At 39.7% G+C, this 13,959-nt stretch carries 13 protein-coding genes; 7 read left to right on the forward strand and 6 right to left on the reverse strand.

What is annotated here, in order from left to right; all coding sequences use genetic code 11:
• Positions 1 to 17: 17 nt before the first annotated feature.
• The 5 genes from I6J02_RS20610 to I6J02_RS20630 form a co-directional block, all read right to left on the reverse strand.
• Positions 18 to 1,364 (reverse strand): ankyrin repeat domain-containing protein, encoded by a 1,347-nt coding sequence (locus I6J02_RS20610; protein WP_201679639.1) that lies wholly within the window; start codon positions 1,362 to 1,364, stop codon positions 18 to 20.
• A 9-nt stretch (positions 1,365 to 1,373) separates the two neighbouring features.
• The gene (locus I6J02_RS20615) at positions 1,374 to 2,570 is read right to left on the reverse strand and encodes an ankyrin repeat domain-containing protein (protein WP_201679640.1); all 1,197 of its coding nucleotides are present in this window, start codon (positions 2,568 to 2,570) and stop codon (positions 1,374 to 1,376) included.
• Between the two features lie 188 nt (positions 2,571 to 2,758).
• Positions 2,759 to 3,772 (reverse strand): YhcG family protein, encoded by a 1,014-nt coding sequence (locus I6J02_RS20620; RefSeq protein ID WP_201679641.1) that lies wholly within the window; start codon positions 3,770 to 3,772, stop codon positions 2,759 to 2,761.
• 140 nt (positions 3,773 to 3,912) lie between these two features.
• On the reverse strand, positions 3,913 to 4,326 hold the full coding sequence (locus I6J02_RS20625) for a hypothetical protein (RefSeq protein ID WP_201679642.1): 414 nt from the start codon (positions 4,324 to 4,326) through the stop codon (positions 3,913 to 3,915).
• A gap of 53 nt (positions 4,327 to 4,379) precedes the next feature.
• Positions 4,380 to 5,390 (reverse strand): LacI family DNA-binding transcriptional regulator, encoded by a 1,011-nt coding sequence (locus I6J02_RS20630; RefSeq protein ID WP_236582201.1) that lies wholly within the window; start codon positions 5,388 to 5,390, stop codon positions 4,380 to 4,382.
• A 172-nt stretch (positions 5,391 to 5,562) separates the two neighbouring features.
• Between I6J02_RS20630 and I6J02_RS20635 the strand changes: the two genes are divergently transcribed.
• The 6 genes from I6J02_RS20635 (at position 5,563) to I6J02_RS20660 (ending at position 11,886) form a co-directional block, all read left to right on the forward strand.
• Positions 5,563 to 6,999 carry a mannitol dehydrogenase family protein gene (locus tag I6J02_RS20635; RefSeq protein WP_201679643.1) on the forward strand — a complete coding sequence of 479 codons (1,437 nt, stop codon included), beginning with the start codon at positions 5,563 to 5,565 and terminating at the stop codon, positions 6,997 to 6,999.
• 31 nt (positions 7,000 to 7,030) lie between these two features.
• Positions 7,031 to 8,350, forward strand: coding sequence for an MFS transporter (locus tag I6J02_RS20640; protein ID WP_201679644.1), 1,320 nt, complete (start codon positions 7,031 to 7,033; stop codon positions 8,348 to 8,350).
• A 57-nt stretch (positions 8,351 to 8,407) separates the two neighbouring features.
• Positions 8,408 to 9,139, forward strand: a complete 732-nt coding sequence (locus tag I6J02_RS20645; protein ID WP_201679645.1) for a hypothetical protein — start codon at positions 8,408 to 8,410, stop codon at positions 9,137 to 9,139.
• 162 nt (positions 9,140 to 9,301) lie between these two features.
• On the forward strand, positions 9,302 to 10,225 hold the full coding sequence (locus I6J02_RS20650; protein ID WP_201679646.1) for a carbohydrate kinase family protein: 924 nt from the start codon (positions 9,302 to 9,304) through the stop codon (positions 10,223 to 10,225).
• A gap of 156 nt (positions 10,226 to 10,381) precedes the next feature.
• Positions 10,382 to 10,873, forward strand: coding sequence for a MarR family winged helix-turn-helix transcriptional regulator (locus I6J02_RS20655; protein ID WP_201679647.1), 492 nt, complete (start codon positions 10,382 to 10,384; stop codon positions 10,871 to 10,873).
• Complete coding sequence (locus tag I6J02_RS20660) at positions 10,870 to 11,886, forward strand: threonine aldolase family protein (RefSeq protein WP_201679648.1); 1,017 nt, start codon at positions 10,870 to 10,872, stop codon at positions 11,884 to 11,886. Before I6J02_RS20655 ends, I6J02_RS20660 begins: the two co-directional genes overlap by 4 nt.
• A gap of 56 nt (positions 11,887 to 11,942) precedes the next feature.
• Here the strand turns inward: I6J02_RS20660 and I6J02_RS20665 are convergent, their stop codons facing one another.
• Positions 11,943 to 12,374 carry a hypothetical protein gene (locus I6J02_RS20665; protein ID WP_201679649.1) on the reverse strand — a complete coding sequence of 144 codons (432 nt, stop codon included), beginning with the start codon at positions 12,372 to 12,374 and terminating at the stop codon, positions 11,943 to 11,945.
• A gap of 275 nt (positions 12,375 to 12,649) precedes the next feature.
• Between I6J02_RS20665 and I6J02_RS20670 the strand changes: the two genes are divergently transcribed.
• On the forward strand, positions 12,650 to 13,936 hold the full coding sequence (locus tag I6J02_RS20670) for a chloride channel protein (RefSeq protein ID WP_201679650.1): 1,287 nt from the start codon (positions 12,650 to 12,652) through the stop codon (positions 13,934 to 13,936).
• The last annotated feature ends 23 nt before the right edge of the window (positions 13,937 to 13,959 follow it).

Consider the following 13,959-nt stretch of genomic DNA (forward strand, 5'->3'; position numbering starts at 1 on the left):
CAGATCCTGATTATTTATTAAGCCTGCAGAATTTTGCTTTTTTCCTGTTCAAATTCTTCTTTGGAAATAATTCCCGCATCCAGCAAATCCTTCAGATCAAACAGAGCTTGTTTTTTCTGTGCCATATCCATTGCCGGTTTTTCCTCTCTTGATACCTCTTTAACCGGAGAAACTAAACCTGATACGACCGGATCAGGTGCCGCACCATATTCAATCAGTAAGGCTGTAATTTCATTAAATCCCTGCATATTAGAATAATCTATGGCTTTTTGCTCCAGTACGTTAGTAATATCAGGAGAACTGCCATTAGAAAGCAAAAACCGAACAGCATCCTTCTTACCATAGGAAGCAGCATAGTGCAATGCTGTATTACCGGAGGCATCCTGCTTATCAATCTGTGCACCACTGTCAATTAATACTTTCATCAATGACAGATAGCCCGACTTTGCAGCGGTCTGCAATAATGTTTCTCCTGCATAATGAGGTTCATACCCCAGAATAAATGTGCGTGTTCCCGTACGTGCTATAAGTTTTTGGATATACTGTCCATCTTTTCCGTCAAACGAGTCTACCGGCCTTGCATAGTCCGGAGAGAGACCTTTGGAAATAAAGAGAGATAAAAGTTCTTTCTGGTTACTGCCACATACATACCAGACAGGTGATACGCCATCTGCGGATTCTGTAAAAATATCAGCTCCGGTCTCGACCAGCTTCTGCGCAATAATACGGTTACCTAGTTTAGTCGCGATAAGCAACGGACTTTCACTCTGATCATTCAGCAAATTAACGGTAGCTCCATTATCCAGAAGCATATTTACAATAGGAACAGAACTGCTGCTTACGGCTGTATTGAGTGCTGTATTTCCATTTTTATCAGTCAGATCTACATTTGCTCCATTATGAAGCAGCACCTGTACAACGGGCGGAAATTTGCCTTGTACCGCCAGCAATAACGGTGTTTCTGCCTGATTATTGAGCGCGTTGACATCCAGGCCTTCTTGCAGAAGTTTTTCTACAATCTCCTGCTGTCCGCTGCTTGCAGCGACATGAAGTAAACTGTTACCTTGAAAATCGTTGATCTGCAGATTAGCTCCCTGTTCGATCAGATATAAGGCGGTCTGCTTTTGCTTTTGAAGGATAGCGAAGAAAACGGGAGTTTCTCCATTATGTTCCTCATAGCTGATATCCGCTCCGGCACTGATCAATTGTTTTACCAGGTCCAGATAACCCCGATGGGCAGCATAATGCAGTGCTGTACGTCCCATTTCGTCCGTGTATCGGACATCCACCTGTTGTTTTTCCAATAATATCTCAGCGATCTTACGTTTGCCGTCTTCACAGGCTTTTATAAATGATTGTGACATGATTTATTTCTACTGATTTAATAAAAGTTCTACCGTTTTGGTTTTAAGATTATCCTCCATCGCATAATCTACCGCTTTTTTATCTGCTGTATTTTCGACATTCGGATCTGTCCCTGCTTTCAGCAAAAGTTTGACCTTACGGTAAAGATCCTTAGCTGCCTTTTCCTCATAATTTACATTGAACCGGCAAACTTTATGAAGGAGTGTATTTCCTTCATTATCCTGATAGTCTATCCGGAAATATCCTTTCTCCAGCAAACGCTCCATTACTTCAAAGGGCTTTTCGGCAATCCAGTCCAGTCCGGATTTTTCTGCGCTATAGTACTGACTTGTCATCTCGGGATCTGCGCCATTTTCAAGAAACAATTCAAGTATCTCAAAATCATCTTCATTCCCATTCAACATCGCCCGGAGAAATGCATTCAGGAGATTTTCATTTTGTTTAGTCAGCATATGCCAGTCAGGAGTCTGGTATTCCAACAGAAGCTTTACCATATCTTTATTATGCAGATGTACCGCAGCATGATAAAATGCATTTTCACCTTTCCAATCCTGTACGGAGGGGTCTGCACCATTTTCAAGCAACAAAGTAAGAAGGGAAATATTTCCGGCAGAAACTGCCCGGCACAAAGGCGTTCTGTTTTCTACGTTTACAACATCCACTTCTACTCCATTTTGAAGCAGCCAGGCAACGATTTCAGGTGCATTTTTAACATTCATAGGCGATACGCTGCAGGCATGATATAACAGAGACTGGTCGTATTTATCTTTCTGATGAATATCTGCTCCACATGCTACAAGTTTTTGCAGGGATCCAAGAGGAGCTCCGATACCCAATGCATACTGAAGCAATGTTACTCCGCTGACTTCTTCATCTACATCATCTATTTTATTCAATAACTGCGGCAACCAGTCCAGATAGGCAGATAAAGCTTGCTGATCTGTAATGCCGGGATGAATAAGTACTTCTATAGCGCTGCCATTGAAACGATCGTACTCATAAAGATCCGTTTCAATCAGTCCTTTATCAATCAGTGCATTCAGAATCTGATAATTTCCCTTTTGAATGAACTGTCTGACAGAAGATTTGAGTTTATAATCATCAAAATTTTTCTTTCCGTCCAGTAGATTGATCAGATCGCTGATCAACTTATCATCACCGTTATAAGACGCCTTTTCAAGGGCTGTCAGTTCTTCATTCGTCATGTCTGTTATTTTATTTATAAACGTCTGAAATCTGTAGTATATTTTCTTTTATTACGATCTCATTTATCTAAAAATACAACTTATGATACGTAATGTTACCTGATCAGGCTATTATCTGTTCAAAATCACTGGTTTCAGCTAGTAATCGTCCAAAAGAACCACAGCTATCTTATACCTAACGACATTCCTTAATCACCTTCCGCTTTCTCTTTAAAACTCTCCAATTCTTTGTTCATTTCGTCCAGCAATTGCTTAGCGGTAGGCAAATAAAGATTATACTGACTGGCTATAATCTGCTTTTGTCCATCAGGTAAAGTAAATTTGACAACGGCGTCATTTTTATTGGCACATAAGAGTATACCTATTGTAGGGTTTTCGTGGTCAAGTTTTTCAATTCGATCATAGTAATTTACATACATCTGTAACTGACCTATATCCTGATGAGTAAGTTTGGTTGTTTTAATCTCGACAATTACAAAACACTGCAAAAGCCTGTTGTAAAAGACAAGGTCCAGGAAAAATTCATCCCCTTCGATGTGTATACGCTTTTGCCTCGCCACAAATGAAAAACCATTTCCCAGCTCCAGTAAAAACTCCTGTAAATGCGTGAGAATGGCTGTTTCAAGATCTCTTTCATAATAGGCATTCTCTCTCTTCAGACCCAGAAATTCCAGAATCATAGGGTCTTTTATAATCTGACTTGCGTCAGAAGGGAGTTTTTCTTTTTTAGCGACTGCCAGCACACTCTCCTTGTCATTGCTCATCAACAGTCGCTCATATAGATTACTGTATATCTGCCGCTCTAACTGACGGACAGTCCAGTTATTTTTTATAGTTTCGGCAATATAAAACTCCCGTTGATCCGCATTATCCAATCGGATAACTAACTTATACTGACTCCAGCTTAATTGCGAATACAGTGTATTCGCAATTGGAAAAACTCTGTAAAATTGCCGGAACAACTCAATCTGTCTTTTCGAAAATCCACTCCCGAATTCTGGTTCAAGTTCCTGTGCTATATACTCAGTAAGATATTTGCCGTAGTCCGCCCGCTCTTTACCTTCCTGTTCTTCTTCAAAAATACGTTGTCCGATATTCCAGTACATCAGCGTACGCTGATGATCAACAGCACGTATTGCACTATCTTTTGCATGAGATATAATTGCTTTAATATCAGTTATTACGGAGTGATGTGTTGCCATAATTTAGTCGATTATTATCAACCCCCGGCCAAAATAAATGACAGATGGATGAATAACAAAAATACTAAAAATATTAGCAAATTAAAAAAAGAAAAAATAAGATTGCTGTCAACATATAACCAGCTGCCTAAGAATCATATCTACATAAAACTCAGGATAATTCCTTTGAAACCAGACAATACATCCCATATCTTCCGGTTACTGTCAACTTCACTTTCGCCACAATCTATGACATCTCCCCTCTTAATAACAAAATCTGCAACATCTTCTATGAGTCTGAGTTGGACCAGATTTTTGATTGCACCGGCAATATGACTTGCAAATACATGTCCCCATATCTCGATAATCATAGAATCATCTGTAATAAGGAGCTCCTTATTTATTAAATCAAAATAATCCTTTTTGATATGCCTGACCAGAAGTGCAGATCTGTTATCTATATCCTCAGACAGGTATTTTTTAAGATCAGCAGGCCCTTTGATACTGATCAGCTGATTTGTAAAATGCACAGGTATTTTACAGCCCATCAACTCATAAACTTTTTCTGTTTGCATCCACTCCGGTTTAAAAGATTATTTATCAGATCATTCTTATTATACACAGCTGGCTATCCCAATGTAGATGCCCTGTAGATCAATTCCGCATCCATCACCATAGTTTGGCATTCACTTGAATTATCTTTGATCTTATCCAACAGCAAACGGGCTGCTGCCTCTCCCATTTTTGTCAGCGGCTGTTCCACACTACTCAATTGCGGATGTACAATGGTCGCCAGTTCTGTTCCTGAAAAGCTGGCAATAGCAACCTGCCCGGGAATACTTATACCCTGCTCCAGGAGGTAATTCATTGCCCCGATAGCCAGTGTATCTGTAAAAGCGAAAATACCATCAAATTTAATGTTTTTAATCAGAAGTTGCTTTGCCACGTTCCTGCCGTGTTCAAATGTTGCTCCATCTGTCTTGACTAATAATTCGGGATCAAAAATACCATGTTTGGTTAATATGCGTTCATAACCCAATGCTCTTTCTGTGGCATTCCGAATGGAAGAAGGTCCTTTGATATGTACGATTCTTTTACGTCCGGTATCAATAAGATGTTCGACCATAAGGGAAGCCTTGATATGATCGTTGACCATTACTCTGGAGGCCTTCAATGATTTGGCAGGTATTCTGTCAAAAAAGACAAGAGCTGTTCCTCTATTTATAATCTGCTGATAAAGATCCATATTATACGTTTCATGGCAAAGATTGATAATGATACCATCCACATTGAATTCTTCCAGCATCAACAGATTTTTGAGTTCTATCTCCGGGTTTTCATCAGACTGCATGATAATAATTCTATATCCCAGAGGATACAGAACACTTTGAATACCCTGTAACACCTTTGCTGAAAAAGGCGTAGTCATCTCCGGAACAAGAAAACCAATACTCTTGGATTGCCCATACTTCAGATTCAGCGCAGTAGGATTCGGTTTATAGCCCATCTTTTCAGCCATCTCCAATACCTTTTGTTTGGTTTCGGGATGGATATTTTTATCATTCACCAATGCTCTGGATATAGTAGAGGTGGACAAAGACAAGTATTTGGAAAGATCTTTAATGGTGATACGCTTCATAACAGCATGTATTTTTTCAAAGTTAAGAAAAACAAGCATTTCTGGGATCGTTCCCACAACTTTGGGAACGATCCCATAGATAATTTACTGACACACATACTATTTCAAGAGTCCTATTCCTATAAATTTGATTAACCAATTCGCATTTTATTTAAACCAAAAATAATGTAATATGAAGGTACATACATATAATTATGACCGTAATACGATACAGTCAGGAATTCTGCATATTGGAGTGGGCAACTTTCACCGGGCTCATCAGGCATTCTATACCGATCAGCTACTTGGTGACGAAGATCAACGTCAATGGGGAATCTGCGGAGCTTGTCTGCTTCCGGCAGATGAGAAACTCGTCAGAAACCTGCGGTCACAACAGTTGGATTACACCCTTACAGTTTGCGGGAGAGACAGCGAACATGAAATCTACAGGATAGGTTCTCTTTCTGAATTATTTTGGGCAGGAGAAGATCAGCAGGAGCTTCTGCAAAAAATTGCGGATAGTGCCATCCGGATCATCACGCTTACGATTACGGAAGGTGGTTATAACCTGGATAAAGTCACAAATGAATTTATGCTGGACGATGAAAGAATAAAATATGATCTGAATCATCCGACCAATCCGTCCACCGTTTTTGGTTTTATAGCAGAAGGTCTCCGTCAACGTAAAGTAAAAGGTAACGGAGGTGTAACGATTCTTTCCTGTGATAATCTGCAGCACAATGGCAATACAGCCAGGCGTGCATTTAGTACTTTCATTGCAGCTCAGGATCCCGAACTCGCAGAATGGATGGAAACAAATGTCACTTTCCCCAATAGTATGGTAGACCGTATCACACCGGCGACAACACAAGAGGATATAGAGCGCCTGAATAGCAAAAGCGGTATTGATGATAAAGCACCTGTTTACTGCGAAGATTTTATCCAATGGGTAATTGAAGATAATTTCATTGCCGGAAGACCAGCCTGGGAGCGTGTCGGCGTAGAGTTTACGGATGATGTAAGCACCTATGAAAACATGAAACTCAGCTTACTGAATGCTTCTCACACCTTGCTCTCCTACCCTTCTTTTCTGATCGGATACCGCAAAGTGGATGAAGCCATGCAGGATAAAGAAATTGTGAAATTTGTCCGTGATTTTATGGATACAGATATCACACCTCATGTACCGGCACCGATTGGAATTGATCTGAAAGAATATAAACAAACACTGCTGGAAAGATTTGCTAATCCGGCAGTGAGTGATCAGATCAGCAGACTATGTTTTGATGGCATCTCCAAATTTCCGGTATACATCATGCCTAATCTTATTAAAATGATCAAAGGTGAGCAGAAACTGAGTCGTGTTGCCTTTTTAATCGCCTCTTACAGGCATTACCTCAAATATCAGACGGATGACAACCAACAGCCATTTGAAATAGCTGAGCCTTGGCTTACTGCTGAAGATCGCGAGCGAACAGACAGTGCTGATCCGGTTGATTTTCTCCGGATATCTGCTTTTCGCAGCACGGATCTGACTACAGTATCTTCTTTTGTGAATCTCTATTCCGGATTTACTGATAGTATCCTGAAAAAAGGTGTGAAAGCCGTATTACAATCAATTTTGGACTAATATTCTAACCAGATATAAACATTAAAAAATTATGGAAACAAAACTTCGTAATAGCATACTGCCTTTTGCAATTGTAACCTTTATATATTTTATAGTCGGTTTTCTGACTACGGTAAATGAGCAATTACAAGCTCCCTTGAAATTTACCTTTCTGGCGGAAGCAGGTAGTCTGAAAAACACCTTCACAACTTTAATTTCATTCTTCTTCTTTTTAGGATATCTGCTCAACGGTACCCTGGCCAGTAAATGGGTAAATGCCACAGGTTACAAAAACACATTACTGCGCGGACTGGTATTTATGATTTCAGGGCTGCTGATGTATTTATGCTCTTCCTGGTTCGGTTATCAGTATCCTCATCTTGCCTTGCATTTTGCTGACGCAGCATTGCCTTATGGTTTTATAATATTTATTATAGGCTCCTATCTGATGGGAACTTCTGCCGCAGTTATTCAGGTCGTTGTGAATCCTTATGTCGCTTCTTATGAACTGCCGGGGACACAGGCTGTGCAACGATTGAATATTACAACAGCAATCAATTCGATCGGAACGACCTCAGCTCCATTTTTTGTAACTGTAGTCATGTTTAGCGGAATATCAATCGCCAACATCGAGATAAAACAATTGCTGATGCCCATACTGGCTTTGATAGGCTGTGTGATAGTTGTTACACTTGTCACCCGTAAACTGCACCTTCCGGATATTGAGAATACACGAGCAGCATCCGGTGAAAAACTGGAGAGAAGTATCTGGTCCTTCCGGCACTTTGCCTTAGGTGTCATGGCTATCTTTTTTTATGTGGGGACAGAAGTCGCCATTGGAGCAAATATCAATTTACATGCATTTGAACTTATGGAATCCGGACAGCCGATGAGTTTTTTTGGTAAGACAGATATTATTATCGGAGGGGTTGATCTGGGAATACATGCGTTGCTCTCCACATTATACTGGGGCGGATTTCTGGTCGGAAGAGCAATTTCCAGTTTTTTTACCAATATATCAGCAAAAACACAATTAACAGTCACGACAATATTAGCTACCCTACTTGCCATTATTGCTATGATCACACAAAATCTGTGGTTTTTGGTTGCTATCGGACTGCTGCATTCTACTATGTGGAGCTGTATTTTTTCATTGTCCATAAAAGGACTTAACAAATATACTTCCAAAGCTTCCGGTGTATTTATCTCAGCCGTATTTGGCGGAGCTGTCTTTACTCTTATTCAGGGAGGACTGGCTGATATGCTCGGGTCCTGGAGATGGACATGGTCTATCACGGTTATTTGCGAACTCCTTATGCTTTCGTATGCCTTATTCGGTTCACGAATCAGACCAAAAGATATAATAAATTAATATTTATAAACCTCAGCTCACGCTAAAGCGCAATACATTCTTAATAATCCATTCAAAATGGTCAGATATAAATTATTGATATTGTTTTCAATGATCGTTGGAAACATATACCTGTACGGACAGGAAATACATTCTGCTTTACAATTGCGAAACAGTCATCTCTGGCGGGGAATAGAGGTGGCTACAGGTCTGGTCTATACCGGAGATATCCATGTAGATTATAAAAATTTTTATGGCGGATTCTGGGCAGGAGGTGACGCAGACGGATCTTACAAAGAATTTAATAATTATATCGGCTATAAAAGCAAGCATATCACAGTAGAGTTATGGGACATTTATAATTTCTCTCCGGCTGCCACTTACAACAACAAGGAGTTTTTTAATTATACGGCTGATGAAACCGGAAGGTTTTGGGATTTTCGGTCCTATTATACGATAAGTGATCATCTTCCTTTGGTATTGAGTTGGAATACTGTAGTCTTTGGCCGTGACCGAAACAGCAGCAATACTGCGAACAAGTATTCCAGTTTTGTATCCGGAGAATATCCTCTTTTCAAAAAAGATGATCTGGAATTGCGTGCCAGAGTAGGTTATAGCTTTGCATTGCATACTGCCGGAGAAAAAAACAATTTCTTCTCTAAAGAAGCTGGTTTTAATGAATTGAGCCTTATGCTTTCCAAACCTTTTAAGATCGGAAACTATCAGTTTCCTCTGGGTTTGTGGGGAATGTGGAATCCGGTAGATAACCGTGCCTTATTACAATTTTCAGTGCAGGTTTATTCTTTCTGAGAATATGCAGCACTTAATTAAGGTGACCATATCGTAAATTATGTAAATTAGGGAAACAATAAACAGACATCTTAAATACTGATGATGTATCATCGGTATAGCGGACGCAAAAGTATGGTCATACTTATTCACGGTATACGATACTAAATACTACAAATAACAATGATGGATAATAAAATAAAAATAGCCTGCTTTGGAGAGGTTTTATGGGATATTTTCCCTGGAGGTCAGCGAAGAATCGGAGGAGCACCTTTTAATGTGGCTTATCATCTCTATAAAATGGGGGTTGACGTAACGATGATCAGCAGTATCGGAGAAGATAATCTGGGTAAAGAAATTATACAGCAACTCAACGATTGGAATATGCATACAGATGGTATTCAGGTCAGCGATATCCATCCTACGAGTACAGTAATTGCTTCATTAGATGAAAATAATGAGGCGCATTATGAGATTGTACAGGGCGTTGCATGGGATTTTATCAGCAGCAGAGCCACAGACAAAGAATTACTTGCTCAGACAGATGCATTCGTTTTTGGTACTCTTGCTGCCCGCGAACAACAATCCAGAAATACGTTATTCGAATTACTGGAAGCAAGTAAATATAATGTATTTGACATCAATCTGAGACCTCCCTATTACGATGTAAGACTCATTAAAGAATTATTACATAAAACACAGTTAGCCAAATTCAACAAAGCAGAACTCCGTATGATGCTGGATTTTCTGGGCAAAACTTACGAAGATGAGAAAGATAGCATCAATTATCTTCAGGATATATTCGGTATGAATGAAATTATTGTCTCTAAAGGCAGTAAAGGGGCATTATATGCTTCTAAAGGTGATTTTTATTTGTACCCGACAGTAGCAGTGGAAGTCCAAGACACCGTAGGTAGCGGAGATTCATTTTTAGCAGGTTTCTTATCCAAAAGACTGGAATATGGAGCTTCTCCCCATGAAATCATGCATCAGGCCGTATCATTAGGTGCATTTATTACCTCACATGAAGGAGCTTGTCCTAAATACGCTTTTGAAAAATATCAGCAATTCAGAGATAGTCATCAGGTAACAGCTATTCCGTTGTAGTCTCTTCTTAACTATTAAGTATCTAAGAATACTTAGAAAAAGTCAAGAGTATTAAATCACTAAAATCTCAAAAAAAATTTAAATATATGTATTCAACTACGTAGTTTTGTATATTAATAAATTTTGCATTAATACACTGACATTAAAAAAGATACAATGAACATAATAGATAGTCTGGGAATACTGGCTTTATCAACTCGTTTACAACGTCTGAGTGAACAATTACGCAAAGAAGGAACATTATTATATAAAGAATTTGATATTGATTTTGAACCGAAATGGTTCCCGGTCATGTATACCTTATTTCACAAAGGTACCTTAAGTGTGGTAGAGATCGCCAGTGAAATCGGTTACACCCACCCTTCTACTATTAATCTGCTGAAAGAGCTGGAGGCTCAAAAACTGATTCGATCTAAAAAAGACAAAATCGATGAACGCAAGCGTCTATTGCAACTCACAGCTAAAGGTTCTACATTAATTGCAGAAATGAAACCAGTATGGGACCTCATGACTACCGTGCTGACAGAAATAACCAATAATCAAAATAATTTGCTTCAGGCTATACAGGAAACCGAGCAACGAATAGCAGAGCAAAGTTTTATGCAACGCGCTATGGTGCTCAAGAACAAATCAAATACAACATTATGAGAATAGATTTAAGAAGTGATACCGTTACTTTGCCTACCGCAGGTATGAGGGAAGCAATGGAAAATGCTGCACTCGGAGACGATGTGTACGGTGAAGATCCCAGTGTGAACCAACTGGAGAAAAAAGTTGCAGCAATGTTTGGAATGGAAGCCGCACTATTCTGTCCGACAGGTACTATGACGAACCAACTTGCCATACGGGTACATACACAACCCGGAGATGAAGTCATCTGTGATAAGTTATCACACATCTATCTGTATGAGGGTGGAGGTATAGCACTGAATGCCTTTGCTTCGGTCAGACCATTAGATGGTGACCGTGGCAGGATCACGGCAGAGATGGTTGAAGATGCAGTCAATAACCCAAACGATGTCCATCAGCCGATAACGAGTCTGGTATCCTTAGAAAACACCGTTAATAAAGGTGGAGGAAGTATTTACGATTTTGAGGAAATAAAAAGAATAAAAGAAGTCTGTGTCCGCAAGGGACTTATCTTACATCTGGACGGAGCCCGGTTGTTTAATGCATTGGTGGAAACAGATCAACAACCTGAAGATTACGGACAAGTGTTTGACAGTATATCCATCTGTTTATCCAAAGGTCTTGGTTGCCCTGTAGGCTCATTGTTAATAGGTACCTCTACTGTGATTGCAAGAGCCAAACGTTTCCGAAAAGTAATGGGTGGCGGATGGAGACAGGCCGGAGGACTCGCTGCAGCAGGAAGTTATGCGTTAGATCATCACATTGCTCTGCTTAAAGAAGATCACCGCAGAGCGAAAGAAATTGGCCGTATCCTCTCTCAGAATTCATACGTTAAGAATGTATATCCTGTAGAAACAAATATTGTGCTGGCTGAATTATCTGAAGTAATGGAATCGGTGGATTTTGTTGCGAAACTAAAAGATCTCGATGTACACTGTGTATCGTTCGGTAAATATCTGGTCAGATTTGTCACACATCTGGATTTCACAGACCAGCATCTGGAATTACTGGAAGAGAAATTGAAATTCTGATAAACGGGACAGACCGGACCTACAATCACCTGTCCGGTCTTCCTGTTCCTCAACGCTTAATGGTCGGGATAAAAGACAAAACGGGGATTTTCAAAACTGATAGATTCGGGGGCAAAATAGAAAACACCCAGATACAGCAATTCCATGCCCGTACCCTGAATAAGAGAATCTCCTTTGTGAAGCAGAATAAAAGGTCTTATCTTCATTTCTTTCCAGCCGTACTGTTTATAACGATAATCTCCCATTAAGGTATCATTAAGGACTTTGCCTTTTACTTCACCGGAGTCAATTGCATTGCCAGGAAAAACTATACGGTATTTGCCATGGAATGTTTTTTCTCCGAGTCTTAAATTCATATATGCTTTAACATTCTTATGCGTAGCAGTATAGTTCCTGTATTCTTCTTTTGGAATATCAGATTGACAGGCTACTGTCAGTAAGGCGAAAAGCATACCAAAAGATAGAGTAAGGACGGTTGTTTTCTTCATATTATAGCGGTTCATATTATCGGCATGTCTGTCTTAATAGGTTAGCATTCGTTATGATCATTTTCAGAACGGATATATGTTGTTACTAACAGGATGATAAAAAACGGGGAATTCCATAGAAATACATTCAAAAAAACCTGCCTGTATACTACAGCACTACTTACATAGAAAAATTGAAGAATAAAGGGTGATCCATAAAACAACATTTGGATTCGGATAATTTATCTGATAAATTTGTAGTCTCTCCCCCGCTTTCTGAGGATAAAATAAAAAAAATGAGAACAAAAATTGTATTGTATAACTCCCTCAAACTTATTGTTGCATCTCTGTTTGTTGGTCTTGCCAGCGCTCTTTTGGCTGATTCCTTAAAACATCTGACGGAAACTTACCAGCATAAAATATTTCAAAAAACGGGACAGATCTCTCCTTTCCTGTATATTATACTACCCTCAATCGGCATAACAATTATCTATTTTCTGCGAAAATATGCGTTCAAAAAAAGGCAGAATAAGGGTATAAAAGAAATCTACACAACATTAGAGACACGCAAAGATCATCTTCCTCTGTTCAAGATCCCTTCTCATTACTTTAATGGCTTCCTTACGGTTATATTCGGCGGTTCTACCGGAATCGAAGTATCTACAGTGGTGGCGACAGCCACAGTTGGAAATGCAATTCATAAAAAAAGTAAAGTAGCATTTGCCTATAAAAATGAACTGATCTGTGCAGGAGTAGCCGCTGGAGTAGCCACCTTATTCGGCAGTCCGGTTGCCGGCTGGCTGTTTGCAATGGAAGTAATCGCACGCAAAGTTAGCAGATCCATTTTAATCAGTTGCACAAGTTCAGTGTTGATCGCAAGTCTGTTTATCTATCTGATTGACAATAAACGACTGCTCCCCTATACCGTAGAGACCTGGAATTGGGCAGCTCTGCCTTATATTATCGGAGTCGGAATCTTAGGCGCAATACTCGCACTCTATTTTACAAAGATTGTCATACATGCAAAGAAGCTGTTCGGAGGTATCCGTAACAATTTTTTAAGGGTAAATCTGGGTGCTGTCACAGTCGGCATTCTGATTTTCTTTCTTCCTTATTTATATGGAGACAGCTACCATGGTCTTCATGAGATTATTAAAATGGGTACACAGCAATCATTCACAATTCCGTTCGGAATCACAGTGCTGCTTTTAGTTATTCTAAAACCTCTTGCCGCCTCTCTCACATTAGGTGCAGGTGGGGACGGTGGAGTATTTGCGCCAAGCATAGTCGCAGGAGCTTTTTTAGGTGTCCTCGTTGCGCAATTGTGCAATACCTATCTGGGAACCGAACTTATTGTGTTGAATTTTGCACTTTTCGGAGCAGCAGCTACTTTATCAGCGGCTATTCATGCTCCGCTGACAGCTCTGTTTTTAATCTGCAGCATTGTCCCCGGAGGCTATTTACTCTTCATTCCAATGGCGGTCACAAGCTTTACAGCTAAGTACCTTGCCAAATGGTGCTATCCATTCAATGTATATACGTATAAGGAAACAAAATTAGCAGGAACAGCTCTTAATAAATAGAACAGTTGTCATTACCCCTTTTC

It is taken from the genome of Sphingobacterium spiritivorum (assembly GCF_016725325.1).
Lineage (GTDB): Bacteria > Bacteroidota > Bacteroidia > Sphingobacteriales > Sphingobacteriaceae > Sphingobacterium.

Excerpts from the sequence above, each read along its gene's own strand:
- I6J02_RS20625 (WP_201679642.1), bottom strand. The coding sequence starts at position 4,326 with ATGCAAACAGAAAAAGTTTATGAGTTGATGGGCTGTAAAATACCTGTG.
- I6J02_RS20610 (WP_201679639.1), bottom strand. The coding sequence starts at position 1,364 with ATGTCACAATCATTTATAAAAGCCTGTGAAGACGGCAAACGTAAGATC.
- I6J02_RS20660 (WP_201679648.1), top strand. The coding sequence starts at position 10,870 with ATGAGAATAGATTTAAGAAGTGATACCGTTACTTTGCCTACCGCAGGT.
- I6J02_RS20650 (WP_201679646.1), top strand. The coding sequence starts at position 9,302 with ATGATGGATAATAAAATAAAAATAGCCTGCTTTGGAGAGGTTTTATGG.
- I6J02_RS20655 (WP_201679647.1), top strand. The coding sequence starts at position 10,382 with ATGAACATAATAGATAGTCTGGGAATACTGGCTTTATCAACTCGTTTA.
- I6J02_RS20635 (WP_201679643.1), top strand. The coding sequence starts at position 5,563 with ATGAAGGTACATACATATAATTATGACCGTAATACGATACAGTCAGGA.
- I6J02_RS20620 (WP_201679641.1), bottom strand. The coding sequence starts at position 3,772 with ATGGCAACACATCACTCCGTAATAACTGATATTAAAGCAATTATATCT.
- I6J02_RS20645 (WP_201679645.1), top strand. The coding sequence starts at position 8,408 with ATGGTCAGATATAAATTATTGATATTGTTTTCAATGATCGTTGGAAAC.
- I6J02_RS20665 (WP_201679649.1), bottom strand. The coding sequence starts at position 12,374 with ATGAAGAAAACAACCGTCCTTACTCTATCTTTTGGTATGCTTTTCGCC.
- I6J02_RS20670 (WP_201679650.1), top strand. The coding sequence starts at position 12,650 with ATGAGAACAAAAATTGTATTGTATAACTCCCTCAAACTTATTGTTGCA.
- I6J02_RS20640 (WP_201679644.1), top strand. The coding sequence starts at position 7,031 with ATGGAAACAAAACTTCGTAATAGCATACTGCCTTTTGCAATTGTAACC.
- I6J02_RS20615 (WP_201679640.1), bottom strand. The coding sequence starts at position 2,570 with ATGACGAATGAAGAACTGACAGCCCTTGAAAAGGCGTCTTATAACGGT.
- I6J02_RS20630 (WP_236582201.1), bottom strand. The coding sequence starts at position 5,390 with ATGAAGCGTATCACCATTAAAGATCTTTCCAAATACTTGTCTTTGTCC.